Genomic DNA, 20676 nt, shown 5'->3' with positions numbered 1-20676 from the left:
GGCCCCCTTACTTGGCGCCGCGCGCCAAGCCCTCTTTGGCCACGGGCGACTGCGCCGCCTGCGGGGTGAATTCGTCGGAGGCGAGGTTGGCCTGGATGATCTTGCCGATCAGGGCGTCGACCTCGTCATGGGCCGGTTCGAAGGCGCGCGTCGACCAGGCCGGTTCCTTGCGGGTGGTGGCGGTCAGCGCTTCGCCGTCCTGCTTGCCGACGTCGACTTCCACGTCCATCGACAGGCCCACGCGCAGCGGATGGGTCTTCAGGTCCGCGGGGTCGAGCGCGATGCGCACGGGCACGCGCTGCACCACCTTGATCCAGTTGCCGGTGGCGTTCTGGGCCGGCAGCAGGGCGAAGGCGCTGCCGGTGCCGGCGTCCAGCCCGGCGACGGTGCCGTGGTAGGTGATCGAGCTGCCATACAGGTCGGCGGTCATCTTGACCGGCTGGCCGATGCGCATCTTGCGCAGCTGGCCTTCCTTGAAGTTGGCTTCGACCCAGACCTGGTCCAGCGGCACCACCGTCATGAGCGCGGCGCCGGGGGCCACGCGCTGGCCGACCTGGACGGTGCGGCGGGCGATGACGCCGCCCACGGGGGCGGGCAGCACCGTGCGCGACTGGGCCAGCCAGGCATTGCGCAGGCCGGCGACGGCCTGGCGCACGTCAGGGTGGTCGGCCACGGTGGTGCCTTGGGTCAGCGCCTGGTTGGTCGCCAGCTTGGCGCGCGAGGCGGCCAGCGCGGCGCGGGCCTGCGCCAGGCCGGATTGCGCGGTCTTCAGCGCGGCCTCGGCGTGCAGGATCTCCTCGCCGCTGACGCCGCCCGACTTGGCCAGCTGCTGGCGGCGAGTGACGTCGCTCTGGGCGCGGGTCAGTTCGGCCTGGGCGCGCTGGATGTCGGCCTGGCGCAGGTCGACGTCAGCGGCCAGCGCGTCGTTCTGGACGTAGTAGGTGCGGACCTGGCGCACGGTCTGCGCCAGCTTGGCCTCGGCCTGCTGCAGGGCGACCTGCGTGTCGGCCGGGTCGATGCGCACCAGCGGCTGGCCGGCGGCGACGGTCTCGGTGTCGTCGGCCTCGATGGCCACCACGGTGCCGGGCACCTGCGGCGTGATCTGCACCAGGTTGCCGTGCACGTAGGCGTCGTCGGTGCTTTCGAAGTGGGCGCCGAACAGGGCCCACCAGATGCCGTAGGCGATCGCGATGAGGATGAAAACACCGGTCGCGGTCAGCAGCAGGCGTTTGCGGGCGGGGTTGGTCGTGGGAGTGGCTGCGTTCATGACGTCTGAATCCGGAGCGTTCAATGAGTGGAGTTCGTGGCGGGCGCGGGCTGCTGCGCCGGGGCGGGGACGTAGCCGCCGCCCAGCGCGTTGGCCAGGTTGGCGTCGAGCTGGTAGGCGCGAATGCGCAGGTCGGTGTCGAGCCGCGCCTGGGTCAGCACGCCGGTCTGCGCGATCAGCACGGTCAGGTAGTTGCCCATGCCAGCCTTGTAGCGGTTGACGGCCAGTTCATAGGCCGCCTCGATGGCTTCGCGCGCCTGGCGTTGCTGGGCCCGTTCCTGTTCCAGCAGGCGCAGGCCGTCGAGCGCGTCGGCGACCTGGTGCACGGCGTCGAGCACGGTCTGGTTGTAGTCGGACACGGCCAGGTCGGCGTCGGCGCGGCGGCCGGCCAGGTTGGCGTTCAACTCGCCGCCATGGAAGATCGGCAGGGTGATGGCCGGACCGAAACCGGCGGTGCGGGCGGCGGTGCCGAGCAGGTTGCCGGTGCCGATCGCCTGGAAGCCGGCAAAGGCCACGAGGTTGACGTTGGGGTAGAACTCGGCGCGGGCGCTGTCGATCTGGTGCCGGGCGGCCTCGGCGCGCCAGCGCGCGGCGACCACGTCGGGACGGTGGCCCAGCAGGTCCAGCGGCACGCTGGCGGGCACGCCGCCGGCGGGCGCGGTCAGGGAGGCTTCGACGAGCGACTGGCCGCGCTGCGGGCCGGCGCCGGCCAGCGCCGCGACCTGGTTGCGCAGTTGCGCCAGGGTGGTCTCGGTCTGGGTCAGCTCGACCTGGCCGGCGGCCAGCGACGATTCGGCCTGCTTCACCTCGACCTGGGTGTCCAGGCCGGCGGAATAGCGGCCGCGGGTCAGCGACAGCACTTCCTCGCGCTGGGTCAGCACGCGCTTGATGACGTCGCGCTGGGCGAAAGCGTCCTGCAGATTAAGGTAGGCGCGCACGGTGGCGCTGGCCAGCACGTTGCGCGCCGCCTGGGCGTCGGCCGCGGCGGCGGCCTGCTGCGAGACCGCGGCCTTCAGGTGCGAGCGGTTCTTGCCCCAGAAATCGAGCTCGTAGCTGAAGTCCAGCGCCAGGCGGTTGTCGCTGACGACGGATCCGCCCAGCGGCGCGGGGTAGATGTAGTCGCCGGACAGGTGCTCGCGGTTCAGCGTGTAGTTGGCGTCCACGCGCGGCATCAGGGGCGCGCGGGCGCTGCTGACGGCGGCGTTGGCCTTGGCCAGGCGCGCCTGGGCGGCGGTCATGGACGGGCTGTTGGCCAGCGCTTCGTCCATCAGCGCGTTGAGCTGGCTGTCGCCGTAGCGATGCCACCATTGCGTGTCGGGCCAGGCGACGTCCTGGGCGGTCAGGCCCAGCTTGGTTTCATTCAGGGCGGCCACCGGCTCGGGGCCGGGTTCCATCAGGGCGCAACCGCTCAAGGCCAGCACTAATGCGGTAGAAAGAAGGCGTTTCATCCTGACAATCTGCTGAAAGTAATTGATTAATCTGTATTTGCCTAGGCAAATATTACGTCAAATAAAGCCCCTTCTGCAGGGGCGGGTCGGCTTGGGCGGGCGCCGTCAGCGCTCGGGCGCGGAGGCGGAACCGTTGGCGATCATGCGGCGCAGGAAATGCATCAGCTGCGTCACTTCGTCGGTGGAGAAACCCCGCAGGTGGTGGTTCAGCACGCGGGCGATGTTGGGCGGGATTTCGCGCGCCTTGGTTTCGCCCAGCTCCGTCAGTTCGATCTTCACGACGCGCCGGTCCAACTGGTTGCGGGCCCGCCGCAGCAGGCCCTTGGCCTCGAGCCGGTCGAGCGTGCGGGTCATGGCGCCGGTGTCGACGCCGTTGAGCCGGGCCAGTTCGGCGGGCGTGTCGGCCCGTCCCAGGGCGACCATGGCGATCGGGCGCCACTGCATGGCGGTGAGGTCCAGCGGCGCCATTTCCTGGTCCAGCATGCGGTTCAGGGAGTTGGCGACCAGCTTGATCAGGTAGCCGGCGTTTTCTTCCATCATGCAGCGGGTGTCACCGCGATAATGAACCGGATTTTCGGGGGATTCAGGGCGTGACGAGGCATTCATGCAGCGAATTTTACTGCCTAGTCAGTAATTGTCAAGGCTGCTTTTGGGGGGCGCTTTCGGGGGCGACGGGAGCCTTGCGCAGCCCGGACCAGACGATGGCGGCCACGATCAGGGCCGCGCCGGCCATCATGCGCACGGTGGGCTGCTGGCTGAACAGCATCCAGGCAAAGGCGATGGCATAGACCGGTTCCAGCGCGATCACCAGGCCGGCGCTGCGGGCGTTCAGGCGGGTCAGGCTGGAGACGAACAGGAAGTGCGACAGGCCGGTGCAGAACACGCCCAGCAGCGCCAGCCAGAACCAGTCCATGGCGGGCAGGGCGGGCAACTGGCCGGCGGCGAATGGCAGCATCACCAGCGCCACCACCAGGTTCTGCCAGCAGGCCACCTGCATCGGGTCCATGCCCGAGGCCGAGCGGCGGTTGCTCAGGGCCAGCAGGGCGAAGGTCAGGCCCGACAGCAGGCCCCAGGCCAGGCCGATGGTGCCCTGGTCGGCCAGGTCGAACGAGGGCGTGACCAGCACCAGGCCGGCCGTGACCAGGCCCAGCAGCAGCCATTCGGCCAGCCGCACGCGTTCGCGGAAGATCAGGCCCTCGAACAGCGTGATGAAGGCCGGGAAGCTGGCGAAGCCCAGCGTGGCGATGGCGATGCCGCCGACCTTGACCGAGATGAAGAAGGTGACCCAGTGGGCCGCCAGCAGCGCGCCCGCGATCACCAGCACGAACAACTGGGCCGGGGTCAGGGCGCCGAGCAGCGGGCGGCGGCGCATGCGGGCGAACAGGCCGAGCGAGATCACCGCGAAGACCGCCCGCCCCAGCGTGATGACCGCCGCGCTGGCCTGGATCAGTTCGCCGAAGACGCCGGTCAGGCCGAACAGGACGGCGGCGATATGGATATAAGTCAGGGCGCGGTGTCGGGTCATTCGCAAGGGATGGCAGGGAACGGAAGGGGGCGGGGCCGGTTCGTGGCCGGGCCGCTGTAGGCTGAAAATGCGCGCCGGGCGTGCAAATCCCGCGGCGCTGAATCTAAAATCATCGCATGAATCGCATTGCCAAGCTTTTGCCGGTCTCTCGTCCCTCCAGCCGCGCGGCCGGTTTTTTCATTTCACACTGACTTCAGTACCGTAATTCGCTGGACTACGCCGAAGCCAGATACAGCAGGTTTATCAATAACTTAGGCGCGTTCATCATATGCCGGTGCTTTCTGAAACCTGATCCGGCTTCCTGCCTCGTGGCTCCCATGTGGCCCCTGGAAACCGGGTCTTTCCGAGGAGTCATCGTGGCAAAAATCAAGCTCACCAAGTCCGCAGTGGATGCGGCACAACCCCAGGCGCAGGCCGTCGAACTGCGGGACACGCTGGTGCCCGGCTTCCTGTGCAAGATTACACCAGCGGGCCGCAAGGTGTTCATGCTCCAGTACCGCACGAACGCCGGCGAGCGCCGCAAACCCGCTTTGGGCCTGTATGGCGAACTGACCGTCGAGCAGGCCCGCTCGCTGGCCCAGGAATGGCTGGCCCAGGTACGCCGGGGCGGCGACCCGGCCGCCGACAAGGCGGCGGCGCGCAAGGCGCCCACGGTCACGGAACTGTGCGTGAAGTTCATGGAGGATCACTCCAAGCAACGCAACAAGCCCAGCACCCGCCGGGGCTACCAGGGCGTCATCGACCGCTGCATCGTCCCCTTCCTGGGCCGCATCAAGGTTCAGGACGTGAAGCGCCCGGACGTGGCCGGGGCGATGAAGAAGATGGCGCACAAGCCCGCCGAGGCGAACCGCGCTTTCAGCGTCATGCGCAAGATGTTCAACCTGGCCGAGGTCTGGGGTTATCGGCCGGACGGCACCAACCCATGCCGCCACGTCCCGGTGTACCCCGACGGCAAGGCCACCCACCTCATCAGCGACGAGGACATGGGCAAGCTGTTCCGGCACCTTGACGGTATCGAGGCCGAAGGGCTGGAGAACTACGTCATCCCGCTGGCGATCCGCCTGCAATTCGAGTTTGCCGGGCGGCGCTCCGAGATCATCTCGCTGGAATGGGCATGGGTGGATCTGGACAACCGCCGCGTGGTCTGGCCCGATAGCAAGACAGGTGGCATGTCCAAGCCCTTGAGCGAGGAAGCCTACCGGCTGCTGTCCACCGCGCCGCGCCGGGACGGCTGCCCCTACGTGCTGCCGTCGCCGAACGACCCGGCCAAGCATCTCACCGAGGGCGAGTATTACGGTGCCTGGTGCCGCATCCTGAAGGCGGCGGGCGCTACGCACGTGGGCACGCATGGCATCCGCCACCGTTCGGCCACTGACATCGCCAACTCGGGGATTCCGGTGAAGGTGGGCATGGCGCTGACGGCGCACAAGACCGTGGCGATGTTCATGCGGTACGTCCACACGGAGGACGATCCGGTGCGGCAGGCCGCCGAGCTGGTGGCGAACCGGCGCAAGACGATCACCGGGGCGCAACGCACCGAGCAGGCGTCCGCATGAACGGCAAGATGCCGTCGGCTGCGGCAGGCGCGGCGTTGCCAGCCTTTCGTGTCGGAAATCAGGCCCGCCGAATTGTCGCGACGCTGTCGCGACAATTCGAGCGTGGGTCACCAAGCCTTGCAGCAAGGTTGTCACTTGACAACCTTGCGCATCATCCCCATACTGGAGGTCGCTGATGGCCCGTTCCTCTCACCCGAAGAAAGAGGTCGAGGATGCGCTGCGACACGCCGAAGGGCAAGGCTGGCGTGTCGAAGTCGGCGGTAGCCATGCCTGGGGGCGGATGTACTGCCCGTACAACGATGAGGAATGCCGTTGCGGCGAGTTCTGCATTACCAGTGTATGGAGCACGCCGAAGAACCCCGGCAACCATGCCCGCGCCTTACGGCGCGCCGTGGACAACTGCACCATGGACCGCCAGCAGCGCGAGGCGGATGACGATGGCACCCAGGAATAGCGCGATGGAATACACCTTTACCCTCAAATACCAGCTCACCGATGACGACCGCGATTCGCAGACACTGGTCGAGCGCCTGGGTGAAGCCGGCTGCGACGATGCCCTGGTCGGCATCGGGCAGCCGGGGCGGCTGGCGCTGGAATTTACCCGCGAGGCGGTGGATGCAGATGAGGCAGTGCGCAGCGCGCTGGCCGATGTGCGCCGTGCCGCACCCTCGGCCCGGCTGATCGAAGTGGCGCCTGATCTGGTTGGGCTGACCGATGTGGCCGACATCGTGGGCGTGTCGCGGCAGAATATGCGCAAGCTGATGCTGGCCCATCCGGGTAGCTTCCCGGCGCCGGTGCATGAGGGCAGCGCGTCGATCTGGCATCTGGCGGATGTGCTGGGCTGGATGCAGGCCAAGGGCGGTTATGCCCTGGCGCGGGAGGTGCTGGACGTGGCGCGGGCCGCCCTGCAGGTCAACGTGGCCAAGGAAGGCCGGCGCTTGCCGCGCCTGGCGTTCGAGGAACTGGAAGCGCTGGTGGGCTGATGAAAAGCAGACCCCATGACGAAGCGATGGCCGAGCTGTACCGCAGCGACCCGGCGCTCGCGCTCGAAGTCATCAACGGTGTTCTGGAGGACGGCGACCAGGCCGAACTGCCGACTGTGCTGCGCCAGATGGCGCGGACGTTCGGTGCTGACGCTCGATCTTCCGCAGCCGATGAATTCTCGTATCGCTGATACGAGAATTTCGGCTCGGAGGTGCCACCAGCTTCCCATCAGAAAAGGTCGTCCTCGCACGCTTGCGGCGCTGTCGGACGATCCATTGATGGCTTCTTGACCATGGCCTCCAGTGCGTCAAGGGCCGCTTCGCGGAGCTTTCGGACGCGGGGCAGCAAATCGAACAGGGACAGCCCGAGCTGTGGCGACAGCAGTTCGACGATCAGCCGGTAATGCTCGTCCTCCCGCAAAACTTTCGTCTGGAACAACAGCCAAAAGCAGGACTCGCCCAGTTCCTGCCTGGAGGGCAAGTCCTCTATGGACCGCGACTCAGCGGCCTCGATGTAGGTGTCCACGATGGCTTCTGCCTCAAGCCACAATTCCGAAGCCGTCTCGTCATCGACGGGTTCCTTTTCTGCGAGCTCCCTGATATGCGCAAACGCAGCGGCCTCATCGGCCTGCTTGTAGACCTTGCTGCTGGAAATTCCCATTCTGTTCTCCGATCCGTTTCTGTCGCTGCGATGGCGCATCAGATTAGCGTCACGACGGATTGGTGAGTGAAGTGCTTGTTTTTTAGGGGGAGTGTTCAGATAGCCGTCTGCTGGACGCGCCGGCTCAGTGCTTCCGCACTTTCCTTGCGCTCGCTGTAGCGGTCCACGAGGTACGGCGCCGCATCGCGCGTGAGCAGGGTGAACTTCATCAGCTCCTCCATCACGTCCGCGATGCGGTCATAGTAGGCCGAGGGCTTCATGCGCCCGGCCTCGTCGAACTCCTGGTACGCCTTGGCGACCGAGGACTGGTTGGGGATGGTCAGCATCCGCATCCAGCGGCCCAGCACGCGCATCTGGTTGACGGCGTTGAAGGACTGCGAGCCGCCCGAGACCTGCATCACCGCCAGCGTCTTGCCCTGCGTCGGGCGCACTGCGCCGGCCGACAGCGGAATCCAGTCGATCTGCGTCTTCATCAACCCCGTCATGGCCCCATGGCGCTCGGGCGAACTCCACACCATGCCTTCGGCCCACTGGGCCAGCTCGTGCAGTTCCTTGACCTTGGGATGGTCGGCGGGTGCATCGTCCACCAGTGGCAGGCCCGAGGGATTGAACATGCGCGTCTCACCGCCGAGCGCGCGCAGGATGCGAGCCGCTTCCTCAGCGGCCAAGCGACTGAACGAGCGCTCGCGTAGCGAGCCATAGAGCAATAGGAAGCGCGGCGCGTGCGTGGCGCGCTCGGGTGTCAGCAGCCGTTGGGTATCGGGCAGTTGGAATAGCGCGGTGTCGATATTGGGTAGGTCGATTCTGGATTCAGACACGGCGGCCTTCCGCGTCCACGACCGCTTCGCCGTCTTCCTTGTTGAACGCGCCGCGCTGTGATTGCGGCAGGATGTCCAGCACGGCCTCCGAAGGCCGGCACAGCCGCGTGCCCAGCGGCGTCACCACGATAGGGCGGTTGATCAGAATGGGATGCTGGAGCATGCAGTCGATCAACTGCGCATCGCTCCACTTCGGGTCATCGAGGCCGAGTTCCGCGTAGGGCGTGCCCTTCTCGCGCAATACCGCGCGCACCGGCACGCCCATGTCCGTGATCAGGCGTTGCAGGGTTTCGCGGTCGGGCGGTGTCTTCAGGTATTCGATGACCGTGGGTTCCTCGCCGCTGTTGCGGATCAGGGCCAGCACGTTGCGCGACGTGCCGCAGACGGGGTTGTGATATATCGTGATACTGCTCATGGGAAATGCCTTGCTTATCTGCGGGCAGGGTTCGGGCCGCACTCATACCAGCCCTTGCTTTGGTTGACGATCCGAACGACCAGCAGCATCACCGGCACCTCGATCAGCACGCCGACCACGGTGGCCAGCGCCGCGCCGGACTGGAAGCCGAACAGGCTGATGGCGGCCGCTACAGCCAGCTCGAAGAAGTTGGAGGCGCCGATCAACGCCGAGGGGCAAGCGATGCTGTGCTGCTCGCCGGCCTTGCGGCTGAGCCAATAGGCCAGGCCGGAGTTGAAGAACACCTGAATCAGGATCGGCACCGCCAGCATGGCGATGACCAGCGGCTGGCGGATGATGGCCTCGCCCTGGAAGGCGAACAGCAGCACCAGCGTGAGCAGCAGCGCCGCGATCGACAGCGGGCCGATGCGCTCCAGCGCCCGGTCGAAGGCGGCTTGGCCCTTGTTCAGCAGAGCACGGCGCCAGAGCTGGGCCAGGATGACCGGAATCACGATGTACAGGCCGACCGATACCAGCAGCGTGGCCCACGGCACCGTGATGGACGACAGGCCCAGCAGCAGGCCGACAATGGGCGCGAAGGCAAACACCATGATGGTGTCGTTCAGCGCCACCTGCGACAGCGTGAATACCGGATCGCCCCCGGTCAGCCGGCTCCAGACGAACACCATCGCCGTGCAGGGCGCGGCGGCCAGCAGGATGAGGCCGGCAACGTAGCTGTCGAGCTGGTCGGCCGGCAGCCACTGAGCGAAGACCTGGCGGACGAAGATCCAGGCCAGCAGCGCCATCGAGAACGGTTTGACCGCCCAGTTGACGAACAGCGTCACGCCGATGCCGCGCCAGTGCTGCTTGACCTGGCCCAGCGCACCGAAGTCCACCTTCAGCAGCATCGGCACGATCATGATCCAGATCAGCAGACCGACCGGCAGATTAACCTGGGCGATCTCCATGCGGCCAATGGCCTGAAATACGTTGGGTGCGAACTGGCCCAGCGCGATGCCGGCGACGATGCACAGCAGCACCCACACGCTCAGGTAGCGCTCGAAGACGCTCATGGTGGAGGTGGCCGGCACGCGGCCGGCCGTTTGGGTTCCAACACTCATCGCGCAGACCTCACTTCGTACCAATGCTGCGCAGCTCGTGCTGCAGCGACATGGCATCGAGCCGCTGCAATGGCAGCGACAGGAACAGCTCAATGCGCCGGCGCAAGGTCAGCGCCGCATCCGTGAACGCCTTGCGCTTCTGCTCGTCGGTGCCTTCAACGGCTGCAGGATCAGGCACACCCCAATGCGCTGACATCGGGCGCCCAGGCCATACGGGGCAGACCTCGCCGGCGGCGTTGTCGCACACCGTGAAGATGAAATCCAGCTCCGGTGCACCGGGCGCCGCGAACTCGTCCCAGTTCTTGCTGCGGTAGCCGACGATCGGCATATGCAGCCGTTCCAGCGTGGCAAGCGCCAGCGGGTGGACTTCGCCCTTGGGGTGGCTGCCCGCCGAGTAGGCGCGAAAGCGCCCCTGGCCCAATTCATTGAGGATGCCTTCGGCCAGGATGGAGCGGGCCGAGTTACCCGTGCAGATGAACAGGGCGTTGTAGGTCTTGTTGGTGGTCATGGATGTCTCACATCAGCAGCAGGACGAAGCCGGCTTCACCGCAACGCCCACCGGCTTGCCGCGCGCCGGGGCGCAGCAGGCTGCGGCAGAACCCGTTGCAGGCGCCGCTTCGTTGAAGACCGGGATGCTGCCCAGCGTATGAAAGTGTTCCCAGGCCACGCCCTGCGGATCGGTGATCCAGTGCTTCTCGCTGCGCGCGTAGCAGCAGGTGGTGGTGCCTTCGTCGAGCAGCGCCATGTCGGCCGCCTCGGCGCGTGCCTTCAGCACGGCCAATTCCTCCGCATCGTCGGTCTGGATGCCCAGATGGTCGATGCCTGGTTTGTTGCCCCGTGTGGAGATAGCGAAGTTGACCGGCGGGTCTTCGAGCATCCACTTGGCGTAGTCGCCCTCGACACGCGCGGGCTGCGCGGCGAACAGTTGGGAATAGAAGCCGATGCTGCGGTTCAGGTCATCGACGTGCAGGTGAACGTGAAAGCGCTTCATGGGGAGATCCTTTCAGCAGGAAGTACAGGCAGAGGAGGAATCACTGACCTCGCATGTGCTGCCTTGGCAGCAGTGCTCGGTCAGGTAGCCGAGCAGTCCGTTCATCTGGGTGAAGTCGGCGCGGTAGATCAGGTTGCGGCCCTGCTGCTCGATGGTGACCAGGCCGGCATGGGCCAGCTCCTTCAGGTGGAAGGACAGGGAATTGCGGGCCACGTCGAGCTGGTCGGCGAGGGCGCTGGGTGTCAGCCCTTCGGGGCCGGCGACCACCAGGGCGCGGAAAACCCGCAGGCGCTGGGTGTGGGCCAGGGCGCCGAGGGCGGAAACGGCTTGGGTCTCTTTCATATTTCGATAATACAACATTTATTGAATTAATGTGCAAAAGGGCACTATCGCGCCGAATTGTGGCCATCCGGTCTTGATCCCATCGCGCCTCCGGCTCAATACCTTAAATCTGGTTCGCGCGCCGCGCTTGCCTGTCCGCCCCTTCGCCGCGAGGTGAACGGCCGAACTTCTCCGCTCAACAGCAGTGCAATGCCGCGATCAGCGGGCAGGACACATTGCCATGGTGCGCGTCGCATTCACCCACCAATTTCGACAATGCCGCCTCAATCCGTGTGAGGTCCACCAGGCGGGCGCGCACATCGGCCAGCCGCAGCGAGGCCAGCTCCGCCGCCTCATTGCAATGGGTGCCGTCCTCAAGTTTCAGAAGCTGGCCGATTTCATCCAGGCTGAACCCCAGGCGCTGGGCTGACTTCACGAACTTCACCCGCGCCACATCTGCCGGCCCGTAGCGGCGGATGCGGCCGTAGGCCCGCTCCGGCTGGGGCAACAAGCCCTTGAGCTGATAGAACCGGATCGTCTCCACATTGACTGTGGCCGCCTTGGCAAAGGCGCCGATGGTCAGATTGTCCGAGGCGCTTTCCATGACGCTTGACTCCGTAGTTGACTACGGAAGTAACCTTACAGCATCAAGCGAAGTCCCGGAAGGAAAACCATATGTCGGAACCCAAGAGCGGGCGTGGCGCCCTGGCCGCTGGCGGCCTCGCCGCCATTCTTGCGTCGGCCTGTTGCCTCGGCCCCCTCATCTTGGTCTTGCTCGGTTTCTCGGGCGCCTGGATCGCCAACCTGGCCGTGTTGGAACCCTACCGGCCGATTTTCATCGGCGCGGCCCTGATGGCGCTGTTTTTCGCCTGGCGCAGCATCTTCCGGCCGGTTCACGCCTGCAAGCCGGATGAGGTCTGCGCCGTGCCCCGCGTGCGGACGGCCTACAAGATCATTTTCTGGATCGTGGTCGCGCTGGTCTTGATTGCCCTCGCTTTTCCGTACGTCCTGCCGTTGTTCTATTGAGAGGAATCCACCGTGAAGAAACTTGCCACCGCTATTGCCCTGGCCGTTACCCTGGGCGCTCCGGCGTGGGCCGCCACCAAGACCGTCACACTGTCGGTGCCCGATATGACCTGCGCGTCGTGTCCGATCACGGTCAAGATGGCCCTGTTCAAGGTGGCCGGGGTCCAGAAGACCGAGGTCAGCTATGAAAAGCGGGAAGCCGTCGTGACCTTCGACGATGCCAAGACCAACGCCGGGGCCTTGGCCAAGGCCACCGCAAACGCGGGCTACCCCGCCACCGTCAAGCAGTGAGGTTGCCCGCCATGGCCGAAGCGATCGCCTTGCACATCGACGGCATGACCTGCGCGTCGTGCGCCGAGCACGTCAGAGAGGCGCTGGAGAAGGTGCCCGGGGTGCGCTCGGCCTCGGTGTCCTATCCGCGGCGACGGGCCGAGGTCGAGGCGGATGCGGACATGAACCATGGTCCGCTGGTCGCGGCGATGGCCGCGCTCGGTTACCGCGCACGGGTGTCCGACACGCCGAACAAGGCTGCGGGCTTGTTGGGCAAGGCGCTGGGCTGGCTGGGCAGCGAACCGAGTCACGGTGGTGGCGAGCGGGCGCTGCATGTGGCCGTGATCGGCAGTGGCGGCGCGGCGATGGCGGCGGCACTCAAGGCGGTCGAGCGAGGCGCGCGCGTGACGCTAATCGAGCGGAGCACCATCGGCGGCACCTGCGTCAATGTCGGCTGCGTGCCGTCCAAAATCATGATCCGCGCCGCGCACATTGCGCATCTGCGCCGGGAAAGCCCGTTCGATGCCGGCCTGCCGCCCACGCCGCCGTCCATTCTGCGCGAGCGGCTGCTGGCCCAGCAACAAGGCCGCGTCGATGCGCTGCGCCATGCCAAGTACGAAGGCATCCTGCAGAGCACCCCGGCTATCACCGTGCTGCATGGCGAGGCCCGTTTCATGAATGAAAACTGCCTGACCGTGCAACTGGCGGAAGGCGGTGAGCGCACGGTGGCCTTCGACCGCTGTCTCATCGCCACTGGTGCGAGCCCCGCGCTCCCGCCGATTCCTGGCTTGAAGGGCACTCCCTACTGGACCTCCACCGAGGCGCTGGCGAGCGATGCCATTCCCTCGCGGCTGGCCGTGATCGGTTCGTCGGTGGTGGCAGTCGAATTGGCGCAAGCCTTTGCCCGGCTGGGCAGCCAGGTCACGATCCTCGCGCGCAGCACACTGCTCTTTCGCGAAGACCCCGCCGTCGCCGAAGCCGTCACGGCCGCGTTCCGTGCCGAGGGCATCGAGGTGCTGGAGCATGTCCAGGCCAGTCGAGTCGCCCATGCAGAGGAAGAGTTCATCTTGACGACGGATCGCGGCGAGCTGCGCGCCGACAAGCTGCTCATTGCCACGGGGCGCGCGCCGAACACCCGCACGCTGAACCTCGAAGCGGCGGGCATCGAGGTCAATCCCCAGGGGGCCATCCTCGTCAGCCACACCATGCGTACCAGCGCGCCGCACATCTACGCGGCCGGCGACTGCACCGACCAGCCGCAATTCGTCTACGTCGCGGCGGCGGCCGGCACGCGCGCCGCCATCAACATGACCGGCGGCGACGCGACGCTGGACCTGACGGCGATGCCGGCCGTGGTGTTCACCGATCCGCAGGTGGCGACGGTGGGCTACAGCGAGGCGCAAGCGCGCCACGACGGCGTCGAGACCGACAGCCGCACGCTCACGCTCGACAACGTGCCGAGGGCGCTGGCCAACTTCGACACGCGCGGCTTCATCAAGCTGGTTGCCGAGGCCGGCACCGGACGGCTGATCGGCGTGCAGGCGGTCGCGCCGGAAGCGGGCGAACTGATCCAGACGGCGGCGCTGGCGATCCGCAACCGGATGACCGTGCAGGAGCTGGCCGATCAGCTATTCCCCTACCTGACGATGGTCGAGGGCCTGAAGCTCGCGGCGCAGACCTTCAGCAAGGACGTGAAGCAGCTGTCCTGCTGTGCCGGATAGCGTCATCTCTTGCTGAGCGCGATTTTTTCCAGGAGTCACGCTCGGCAGTGACGCCGGCTTGTTTCACGCGGGCCGGGGATTTCGCGCCTTCACGGCGTTCATGGCAAAGCCTGCCAGAGCAACGGCAAGCACCACGGCTTGCGCAATGGCGGTTTCCGCTGACGGATAGATGCCAAGCACTTCGATGCGCGGCCAATGGATCGGGCTGGCGCTCAACCGGCCGGCCTCCTGGAGGCCGGCAACCCCCTTGCCGGCGAGCACGACCGCGAGCACCGCTACCAGGATCGAGCTGAGACTGAAGAATTTGCCGATCGGCATGCGGGCGCTGGTGCGCAGCATGAACCATGCGAGGACGGCCAGAACGGCCACTCCGCCCACCAATCCACCGAGCAGGGCTCCATTGTTGCCGTCGCCGGCCAGGGCCGAATAGAAAAGCACCGTCTCGAAAACTTCGCGGTAGACCGCAATGAACGACAAGGCGAACAATGCCCATGCCGAACGCCGCGTCATGGCTGCGGAGAGTTTTTCCTTCAGGTAGGCCTGCCACTTGCCCGCCGTGCTTTTCTGGTGCATCCAGAGCCCGACGCTCAGCAGCACAACGGCCGCAAACAGGGATGAAACCCCCTCGGTCACCTCACGGCTTGCGCCGCTGATGCTCACGAAGTAGGTGGCCACCGCCCAGGTCAGGCCACCGCAAGCCAGTGCGGCCATCCAGCCGCCATGCACATAGCCCAGCACATCGCGCCGTTCTGCCTTCTTCAGGAAGGCCAGCATGCCCACGACGATCAACAGCGCTTCAACCCCTTCGCGCAGCAGGATGGTGAGGGAGGCGATGAACGTGGTCAGCGGGTCTGCCTTGTCCGCGCCGAGTTCGGCGTCCACCTGGGCAAAGAGATAGTCCAGCTTCTGCGCCGTGGCATCGGCTTGTTCCAGTTTCCCGCCGGCGAGCGCGCCGCGATAGGCCAGCATGGCGTTTTCGACTTCCGTGAGAAGTGTCTGGTTGCGTGCGCGCAATGCCGGCTCCAGAGGCTCAAATCCATCCAGGTAGGCCGACAGGCCCAGGCGCGTTGCGCTGGCCCGGTCGCCCGCGCGCGCCGCGGCAAGGCTCTCCTGAAGGCGTGTGCGGGCCAAGGCCAGTCCGCCCGAGCCGCTCGCGGCAGCGGTGACTTCCGGGTGGCGGCGAACATAGGCGGTGAGGTCGCGGGCTGCGTCCGGGGGCATCCGCTCGGACAAGGCGGCTTCGGTCAAGGTGGCGGCAGCAGCCAGGTCGGGAAAGACAGCCTTGGCGCTGGCGTCTCGCCCCCAGGACTGTTCGCCGCGTGCGCGCATGGCATCGTCATGCGACAGTGTGCCGGCGAAAAATGCCAATGCCCACCGATCCTCGTCGGAGAGCGTGGCGAAGCTGGGCATCGACGTGCTGGTCACGCCTTGAGAAATGACCTGGTACAGCGCGAGCACGCTGCGCGAACGGGCACGATCACGATCGGTGAAGGCGATCGGCGGCGGTTCGAGCTTGGCGCCGAGCGGGCCGTCGCCTGCACCGGTTGCCCCGTGGCATGCCGCGCAGTTGGCTTCAAACAGCACCTTGGCGCGTGCGAGATCCGGCGGCTGGGTCGGCGAGAGCGGAAACGGATAGGCTTTGACCAGCGCTGCGGCCAGCGAATGGGCGCTGTCGGCCACGGCCTTGGCGTCCGCCTTTGCGGCGATGAGGTCTCCGAGCGCTTTGGCCTGCCGCTGCAACTCGGGCAGCGCCGCAGTGCTCGGCAGTGCGGCAAGCTGCTGTGCGGCGGTTGCCGCGAACTCCTTCATCTCCTCGTACTCGCTGGCACTTTGAATCTGGCCGTTGCTCACCGCGCCGCCGTAGTCAACCGCGAGGTAGTCCAGCAATTGCCAGGTCTGCTTGGCCTGGTCGCTGGCGGCAGGGGCGGCAGCCCAGGCGGGAGAAGCCGACCAGAGTGCGAACAACGCGGCTATTGCCAGGAATCGCCTGGCGCAAAGAGAAAGCATTTTCATGATGTATAAATGTTATTGATTCTCATTTTATCGATGACTCGGACCACTGGGCGTTGCACGATGCAGTGCGAGCGAAGGTTCTAAAACGAAGATTTGCCTGTTGCCGGCGAAAAATGATGGGGCTAACTACGCCGCGCACCTTTCGCTGCACGTATGGCCCTGCGCCACGGCCTGTTGTGCAGAAGGCCTTCAACAGCGTCCACATGGGTCGTCGTCATCGCCAGTGAAAGGTTACGTGGCGACCGCTACCAAGATTAGCGTTCCCAGTGCAATGCGATACCACGCAAAAACTCCAAATCCATGTCCGGTCAAATAACGCATCAGAAGGCGTATCGCAAGCAGCGCAAATGCGAAAGAAGCAATGAAACCCATTGCAAAAACGCCGATGTCGTCGCTCGACAATGCGCCCCAGTGCTTGAAGAGGTTGTATACCGAGGCGGCCCCCAAGATTGGAATGCCGAGGAAAAACGAAAACTCCGTCGCAGCCTGCCGCGAAGCCCCGAACCATAGCCCGCCGATAATCGTCGCGCCTGAGCGCGAAGTACCCGGCCAGAGCGCAAGGCACTGCACGAAACCAATCTTCAGTGCGTCGATTCGGCTGATCTGTTCGGCACGCTCAGCCTTCACTTGCACGGGGCGTCGCTCAGCCCACAGGATCGCGATGCCACCGACAACGAGTGCGACGGCCACCGGCCCCGGACTGAAAAGCAGCCTCTGCACATGAGATCCAATCAGCAGTCCGAGCACTGCCGCGGGCATAAATGCAATGGCAAGGTTCACTAAAAACCGGCGGGAGCCTTGGTCGGCATGCGCTGAGACAACAACGCTTGCCAGACGAGCCCTATATTCCCAGATGACCGCGAGCATCGCGCCGAACTGGATGAACACTTCAAAGACGTCGCGCTTCTCTTTCGCAAGGAATGAGAGCGCATTGCCCGCTAGGATCAAATGCCCCGTCGAGGAGACTGGCAAGAATTCCGTGATGCCTTCGACGACGCCCATCATTAGCGTCTTGAGAACGAGTTCAGCGTGCATTTGCAGGCGGCAGTGGTAGCGCCGAGTGGGACATCGGTTTCTCCGAAGCCGTGCTCACGGCTCCGCATGTGTCAATGAAAATCTGGATCATCGTGCTGGCGAATGGGAATCTGCGCCGTTTCGGCCGCGGCCGCGAAACGCGGCGATCAGCAGAAGCCCCGCTCCCAGGGTGATGCCAACGTCGGCTGCATTGAACGCAGGCCAGTGCCAATCGCCCCAATGAAAATCGAGCCAGTCCACCACGGCCCCATGCCGCACTCGATCAAGAACATTGCCGAGCGCGCCGCCGAGAATTGCTGCATAGCCCACGGCCTCAGGTGTTGCAGTCTTCTCGCGGGCAATGAGCCAGGTGAGAAAGGCAGAAGCAGCGACGCCAATAACAATAAAAAAGCCGCGTTGCCACCCACCCGCCTGCGCCAAGAAGCTGAAGGCCGCGCCTGGATTCAGCCAATGCCCGATGTTGAACCATGGCGTGATTTCATGGGAGCCATACAAGGGAATCCACGCGACGATGGCCGCCTTGGTCGCTACGTCGGCGGCAAGCACCGTCACGGCCAACAGGTACATCCGCAAGACAGCCCTATCAATGGCCATGTGGCTTGATGTCCTCAGACGACCGCAGCAAGCGCATCCCATTGAAAACGACCGCCAGACTGGCACCCATGTCGGCCAGAATCGCCAGCCACAGACTTGCATGTCCAGTAAAGGCCAAGGCCATGAACACCGCCTTTGTTCCAAGCGCAAAGACGATGTTGGCCGTCAGGATGCCGGCTACGCGCTGTGACAGCCGGATGAACTCTGGAAGCTTGCGCAGGTTGTCCTGCATCAATGCGACGTCGGCCGTTTCGATTGCCGTGTCGGTGCCAGCTGCGCCCATTGCGAAGCCTATGCTCGACTTGGCCAATGCCGGTGCGTCGTTGACGCCGTCGCCCACCATGCCGACTGGCCCGCGTGAGAGCAGTTCTTCGATTGCCTGCAGCTTGTCCTGCGGCAGCAACTCGCCCTTGGCGCTGGTGATGCCGACCTGGGCAGCCACGGCTTGCGCGGTTTTCGCGTTATCGCCAGTCAACATGACTGGTTCGATTCCCAGCGACTTGAGTTCGGCGATCGCTTGCCGGCTGGTGTCGCGCACTGTGTCGGCCACGGCCAGCAGGGCGAGTACTTGCTGGTCCGTGGCGAGGAGCACAACGGTCTTGGCCTGGTACTCCAACGCATCGAGCTGAGTCTCGACCTCAAGTGTTGAAAGTCCCAGCTCTTTGATCAGCCGGTGGTTGCCGACGTAATAGACATCTCCATCGACGTTGCCTTTGACGCCGCGTCCAGGGATCGCCTCGAACTTGTCCACCTGGGCATGCGGTTGGTTGTAGCCCGCCACGATGGCGGTGGCCACAGGATGCTCCGACAGAGCATCGATGCTCGCTGCAATGCGCAGAACTTCTTCCTTCGGCAGGCCGCGCAGCGATATGACATCGGTCAGTGCGGGGCGCCCATGGGTCAGGGTCCCGGTCTTGTCCAGGGCCACCGATTTCAGGTGCCGCCCTTGTTCGAGGTAAAGACCGCCCTTGACCAGGATGCCTCGGCGTGCGGCAGCTGCCAGGCCGCTGACCACGGTAACCGGCGTGGAGATCACCAATGCGCAGGGGCAGGCAATGACCAGCATCACCAGCGCCTTGTAGACCCATTCGAACCAGGGCTGCCCGAAAGCGAGCGGAGGAATGACCGCCACGGCAAGGGCAAGCGCAAACACCGCGGGTGTATAGATGCCGGCGAACTTGTCCACGAAGCGTTGCGTGGGCGCGCGTTGTCCCTGCGCTTCCTGGACCGATCGTGCAATGCGGTCGAGGGTGGTTTCGCCCTTGCGCGAGGTAACGCGGAACTCCAGCGTGCCGCGCTCGTTGATGGTGCCGGCGAAGACCGTGGCACCGGCGGTCTTCTCCACCGGCATGCTTTCGCCGGTGATCGGCGCCTGGTTCACCGACGACTGTCCCGCGACGACTTCGCCATCCAGTGCGATGCGTTCGCCCGGACGCACCCGCACAACACTTCCGAGTGGCACGGTATCCGCCTTGACCTCGCGCCATTGACCGTCGGGCTGGCGCACCAATGCGTTCTCTGGCGCCAGGTCCATCAGCTTGCGGATGGCATTGCGGGCCCGATCCAGGCTCAAGGCCTCGATCATCTCGGCGATGCCGAAGAGCCAGATGACCACCGCCGCCTCGGGCCACTGGCCGATCAGCGCCGCGCCGATGACGGCGACCGTCATCAACAGGTTCATGTTCAGCGAACGCGTCTTCAGCGCGATCCAGCCCTTCTTGAGGGTCTCGACCCCACCCAGGCCGATGGCCGCGAGGCAAGCAAGAATGATGGGCCAGGAGGCCTCGGGAGCACCCGCGAAGACCATGGCCTCCGCGCCGAGCGCCAGCACGCCGGAGACCGCCATCCGAATCCATTGCCCGCGCGAGATGCCGGTGCCGAACTCACGGGGAGCGGATGGCGCCGGGTCGGAGGCGCTTTGGAGCACTGGAGCCATGCCGAGCCGCTCGATCGCGCTGGTCACCGGAGCCAGATCGACAAGCTCGTGGCTCACGGTCAGCGTGCGGCCCATCAGGTTGAAATCCAGGGCCTTCACCCCAGGCATGCCTTCGAGCGCCTTGCGCAGCAGGCCCTCCTCGGTCGGGCAGTCCATTTTTTCGATCAGGTACACGGCCTGGCCCTGCGGCCCGGTGTCGTCAGCGTGCTCAATGCTGGCCTTCATGCCTACATCGTTCAGGGCCTTGAGGATCGGCGCGGGGTCGGGCAGACGGTGCTGGACATCGAGCCGTCGCCCCATCAGGTCGAAATCCAGCCGTTCGATGCCATCGACCGCACCAAGGCGCTTGCGGATCGTTGCCTCTTCGGTAGGGCAATCCATGTTCGGAATAAGGAAGCGTGTACCGTTCCCTGTCGCCGGTGCCGGGGTTTGCGACGCCGCCGTGCTGGGGATGAGGGCTTCGACAGCGATTGGCATGCTGCCCGCCGTCTTTTCCACCGGCTTCATTCCCAGGCCTTCGATGGTCCTGGCAATCGGGGCTGTATCGGTCAGCGAATGGGTCACCGTCAGCGTGTGGGCCTTCAGATCGAAGTCCACCGCCTGCACGCCCGCCAGTGGCTCCAGCATCGAGCGCAACTGGCGCTCTTCGCTGGGACAGTCCATCTCCTTGATGAAGTAGATGACCTGCTGCGGCGCGGGTTCCACGACCGCCCGCATGCCGATGTCGTGCAGCGCGCGCAGGATGGCGTTCTGTCCAGCTGGTTCGCGTGTGACCTCAAGGCGGCGACGGGTCAAGTCGAAAGCCATATCCCGGACGCCATCGACCTGCGCCAAGCGCTTGCGAATCTGAGCCTCCTCGCTGGGGCAATCCATGTTGGCTATCCCGAAGTGGGTCACGAGTGGCTCAACGGTCGCCGCTGCGCTCATGGCGCTCGCTGAACAGCACGCCGTGGTGCAGGAGGTTTCGGTGTCTGCTTTCATGGATCGATCCGTTCT

At 65.3% G+C, this 20676-nt stretch carries 22 protein-coding genes and 1 pseudogene; 7 read left to right on the top strand and 16 right to left on the bottom strand.

Annotated features, from left to right (window positions below; all coding sequences use genetic code 11):
• Window positions 1-7: 7 nt before the first annotated feature.
• The 4 genes from H0523_RS11575 to H0523_RS11560 all read right to left on the bottom strand — a co-directional run bounded on the left by H0523_RS11575 (window position 8) and on the right by H0523_RS11560 (window position 4240).
• Window positions 8-1267: an HlyD family secretion protein gene (locus H0523_RS11575; protein WP_054434207.1), complete on the bottom strand. Its 1260-nt coding sequence runs from the start codon at window positions 1265-1267 to the stop codon at window positions 8-10.
• A gap of 20 nt (window positions 1268-1287) precedes the next feature.
• A complete protein-coding gene (locus H0523_RS11570; protein WP_054434209.1) occupies window positions 1288-2715 on the bottom strand; it encodes an efflux transporter outer membrane subunit in 1428 nt (475 codons plus the stop codon).
• A 105-nt stretch (window positions 2716-2820) separates the two neighbouring features.
• Window positions 2821-3321, bottom strand: coding sequence for a MarR family winged helix-turn-helix transcriptional regulator (locus H0523_RS11565; RefSeq protein WP_054434211.1), 501 nt, complete (start codon window positions 3319-3321; stop codon window positions 2821-2823).
• A 31-nt stretch (window positions 3322-3352) separates the two neighbouring features.
• Window positions 3353-4240: a DMT family transporter gene (locus H0523_RS11560; RefSeq protein ID WP_054434213.1), complete on the bottom strand. Its 888-nt coding sequence runs from the start codon at window positions 4238-4240 to the stop codon at window positions 3353-3355.
• Between the two features lie 356 nt (window positions 4241-4596).
• Here H0523_RS11560 and H0523_RS11555 point away from each other — a divergent pair, with 356 nt between their 5' ends.
• The 4 genes and pseudogenes from H0523_RS11555 to H0523_RS11540 form a co-directional block, all read left to right on the top strand.
• The gene (locus H0523_RS11555; protein ID WP_016451583.1) at window positions 4597-5796 is read left to right on the top strand and encodes a tyrosine-type recombinase/integrase; all 1200 of its coding nucleotides are present in this window, start codon (window positions 4597-4599) and stop codon (window positions 5794-5796) included.
• A gap of 175 nt (window positions 5797-5971) precedes the next feature.
• Window positions 5972-6250, top strand: a complete 279-nt coding sequence (locus tag H0523_RS11550; protein ID WP_012202428.1) for a hypothetical protein — start codon at window positions 5972-5974, stop codon at window positions 6248-6250.
• Between the two features lie 4 nt (window positions 6251-6254).
• On the top strand, window positions 6255-6779 hold the full coding sequence (locus H0523_RS11545; protein WP_012202427.1) for a helix-turn-helix transcriptional regulator: 525 nt from the start codon (window positions 6255-6257) through the stop codon (window positions 6777-6779).
• A pseudogene (locus tag H0523_RS11540) lies at window positions 6779-6925 on the top strand (addiction module antidote protein); the annotation flags it as partial. The gene H0523_RS11545 and the pseudogene H0523_RS11540, both read left to right, overlap by 1 nt.
• 83 nt (window positions 6926-7008) lie before the next feature.
• Here the strand turns inward: H0523_RS11540 and H0523_RS11535 are convergent.
• From H0523_RS11535 to merR, 8 genes are all read right to left on the bottom strand, one after another.
• Window positions 7009-7440: a hypothetical protein gene (locus H0523_RS11535; RefSeq protein WP_012202425.1), complete on the bottom strand. Its 432-nt coding sequence runs from the start codon at window positions 7438-7440 to the stop codon at window positions 7009-7011.
• 95 nt (window positions 7441-7535) lie between these two features.
• Complete coding sequence (arsH, locus tag H0523_RS11530) at window positions 7536-8258, bottom strand: arsenical resistance protein ArsH (protein WP_012202424.1); 723 nt, start codon at window positions 8256-8258, stop codon at window positions 7536-7538.
• Window positions 8251-8673: an arsenate reductase (glutaredoxin) gene (gene arsC / locus H0523_RS11525; RefSeq protein WP_012202423.1), complete on the bottom strand. Its 423-nt coding sequence runs from the start codon at window positions 8671-8673 to the stop codon at window positions 8251-8253. Before arsC ends, arsH begins: the two co-directional genes overlap by 8 nt.
• Window positions 8674-8687: 14 nt before the next feature.
• The gene (gene arsB, locus H0523_RS11520; protein ID WP_012202422.1) at window positions 8688-9773 is read right to left on the bottom strand and encodes an ACR3 family arsenite efflux transporter; all 1086 of its coding nucleotides are present in this window, start codon (window positions 9771-9773) and stop codon (window positions 8688-8690) included.
• A 10-nt stretch (window positions 9774-9783) separates the two neighbouring features.
• On the bottom strand, window positions 9784-10281 hold the full coding sequence (locus H0523_RS11515) for an arsenate reductase ArsC (protein WP_012202421.1): 498 nt from the start codon (window positions 10279-10281) through the stop codon (window positions 9784-9786).
• 12 nt (window positions 10282-10293) lie between these two features.
• Window positions 10294-10764, bottom strand: a complete 471-nt coding sequence (locus tag H0523_RS11510; protein ID WP_012202420.1) for an ArsI/CadI family heavy metal resistance metalloenzyme — start codon at window positions 10762-10764, stop codon at window positions 10294-10296.
• 12 nt (window positions 10765-10776) lie between these two features.
• On the bottom strand, window positions 10777-11106 hold the full coding sequence (locus tag H0523_RS11505; RefSeq protein WP_016451582.1) for an ArsR/SmtB family transcription factor: 330 nt from the start codon (window positions 11104-11106) through the stop codon (window positions 10777-10779).
• 175 nt (window positions 11107-11281) lie between these two features.
• On the bottom strand, window positions 11282-11689 hold the full coding sequence (merR, locus tag H0523_RS11500) for a mercury resistance transcriptional regulator MerR (RefSeq protein WP_012202418.1): 408 nt from the start codon (window positions 11687-11689) through the stop codon (window positions 11282-11284).
• Between the two features lie 71 nt (window positions 11690-11760).
• Between merR and merT the strand changes: the two genes are divergently transcribed.
• The 3 genes from merT to merA are packed head-to-tail and all read left to right on the top strand — an operon-like array spanning window position 11761 to window position 14102.
• Window positions 11761-12111 (top strand): mercuric ion transporter MerT, encoded by a 351-nt coding sequence (merT, locus tag H0523_RS11495; RefSeq protein ID WP_012202417.1) that lies wholly within the window; start codon window positions 11761-11763, stop codon window positions 12109-12111.
• A gap of 12 nt (window positions 12112-12123) precedes the next feature.
• Window positions 12124-12402 carry a mercury resistance system periplasmic binding protein MerP gene (gene merP, locus H0523_RS11490; RefSeq protein WP_012202416.1) on the top strand — a complete coding sequence of 93 codons (279 nt, stop codon included), beginning with the start codon at window positions 12124-12126 and terminating at the stop codon, window positions 12400-12402.
• An 11-nt stretch (window positions 12403-12413) separates the two neighbouring features.
• The gene (gene merA, locus H0523_RS11485; RefSeq protein WP_012202415.1) at window positions 12414-14102 is read left to right on the top strand and encodes a mercury(II) reductase; all 1689 of its coding nucleotides are present in this window, start codon (window positions 12414-12416) and stop codon (window positions 14100-14102) included.
• A 63-nt stretch (window positions 14103-14165) separates the two neighbouring features.
• Here merA and H0523_RS11480 read toward each other — a convergent pair whose 3' ends face one another.
• The 4 genes from H0523_RS11480 to H0523_RS11465 all read right to left on the bottom strand — a co-directional run bounded on the left by H0523_RS11480 (window position 14166) and on the right by H0523_RS11465 (window position 20607).
• Complete coding sequence (locus H0523_RS11480) at window positions 14166-16115, bottom strand: cytochrome c/FTR1 family iron permease (protein ID WP_012202414.1); 1950 nt, start codon at window positions 16113-16115, stop codon at window positions 14166-14168.
• Window positions 16116-16346: 231 nt separating this feature from the next.
• Entirely contained in the window at window positions 16347-17150 is an 804-nt protein-coding gene (locus H0523_RS11475) for an undecaprenyl-diphosphate phosphatase (protein ID WP_012202413.1), read from the bottom strand.
• Between the two features lie 87 nt (window positions 17151-17237).
• Window positions 17238-17744, bottom strand: a complete 507-nt coding sequence (gene lspA, locus H0523_RS11470; RefSeq protein ID WP_016451581.1) for a signal peptidase II — start codon at window positions 17742-17744, stop codon at window positions 17238-17240.
• Window positions 17734-20607, bottom strand: coding sequence for a heavy metal translocating P-type ATPase (locus tag H0523_RS11465; RefSeq protein WP_175866204.1), 2874 nt, complete (start codon window positions 20605-20607; stop codon window positions 17734-17736). Before H0523_RS11465 ends, lspA begins: the two co-directional genes overlap by 11 nt.
• Between the last annotated feature and the right edge of the window lie 69 nt (window positions 20608-20676).

The sequence above is a fragment of the Achromobacter insuavis genome, assembly GCF_902859645.1.
GTDB lineage: Bacteria > Pseudomonadota > Gammaproteobacteria > Burkholderiales > Burkholderiaceae_B > Achromobacter > Achromobacter insuavis.
Note: the sequence above shows the minus strand (reverse complement) of the source record. Positions and strands in the feature narration are given on the sequence as shown.

Excerpts from the sequence above, each read along its gene's own strand:
- H0523_RS11575 (WP_054434207.1), bottom strand. The coding sequence starts at position 1,267 with ATGAACGCAGCCACTCCCACGACCAACCCCGCCCGCAAACGCCTGCTG.
- H0523_RS11570 (WP_054434209.1), bottom strand. The coding sequence starts at position 2,715 with ATGAAACGCCTTCTTTCTACCGCATTAGTGCTGGCCTTGAGCGGTTGC.
- H0523_RS11565 (WP_054434211.1), bottom strand. The coding sequence starts at position 3,321 with ATGAATGCCTCGTCACGCCCTGAATCCCCCGAAAATCCGGTTCATTAT.
- H0523_RS11560 (WP_054434213.1), bottom strand. The coding sequence starts at position 4,240 with ATGACCCGACACCGCGCCCTGACTTATATCCATATCGCCGCCGTCCTG.
- H0523_RS11550 (WP_012202428.1), top strand. The coding sequence starts at position 5,972 with ATGGCCCGTTCCTCTCACCCGAAGAAAGAGGTCGAGGATGCGCTGCGA.
- H0523_RS11545 (WP_012202427.1), top strand. The coding sequence starts at position 6,255 with ATGGAATACACCTTTACCCTCAAATACCAGCTCACCGATGACGACCGC.
- H0523_RS11535 (WP_012202425.1), bottom strand. The coding sequence starts at position 7,440 with ATGGGAATTTCCAGCAGCAAGGTCTACAAGCAGGCCGATGAGGCCGCT.
- arsC (WP_012202423.1), bottom strand. The coding sequence starts at position 8,673 with ATGAGCAGTATCACGATATATCACAACCCCGTCTGCGGCACGTCGCGC.
- arsB (WP_012202422.1), bottom strand. The coding sequence starts at position 9,773 with ATGAGTGTTGGAACCCAAACGGCCGGCCGCGTGCCGGCCACCTCCACC.
- H0523_RS11515 (WP_012202421.1), bottom strand. The coding sequence starts at position 10,281 with ATGACCACCAACAAGACCTACAACGCCCTGTTCATCTGCACGGGTAAC.
- H0523_RS11510 (WP_012202420.1), bottom strand. The coding sequence starts at position 10,764 with ATGAAGCGCTTTCACGTTCACCTGCACGTCGATGACCTGAACCGCAGC.
- H0523_RS11505 (WP_016451582.1), bottom strand. The coding sequence starts at position 11,106 with ATGAAAGAGACCCAAGCCGTTTCCGCCCTCGGCGCCCTGGCCCACACC.
- merR (WP_012202418.1), bottom strand. The coding sequence starts at position 11,689 with ATGGAAAGCGCCTCGGACAATCTGACCATCGGCGCCTTTGCCAAGGCG.
- merT (WP_012202417.1), top strand. The coding sequence starts at position 11,761 with ATGTCGGAACCCAAGAGCGGGCGTGGCGCCCTGGCCGCTGGCGGCCTC.
- merA (WP_012202415.1), top strand. The coding sequence starts at position 12,414 with ATGGCCGAAGCGATCGCCTTGCACATCGACGGCATGACCTGCGCGTCG.
- H0523_RS11480 (WP_012202414.1), bottom strand. The coding sequence starts at position 16,115 with ATGAAAATGCTTTCTCTTTGCGCCAGGCGATTCCTGGCAATAGCCGCG.
- H0523_RS11475 (WP_012202413.1), bottom strand. The coding sequence starts at position 17,150 with ATGCACGCTGAACTCGTTCTCAAGACGCTAATGATGGGCGTCGTCGAA.
- lspA (WP_016451581.1), bottom strand. The coding sequence starts at position 17,744 with ATGGCCATTGATAGGGCTGTCTTGCGGATGTACCTGTTGGCCGTGACG.
- H0523_RS11465 (WP_175866204.1), bottom strand. The coding sequence starts at position 20,607 with ATGAGCGCAGCGGCGACCGTTGAGCCACTCGTGACCCACTTCGGGATA.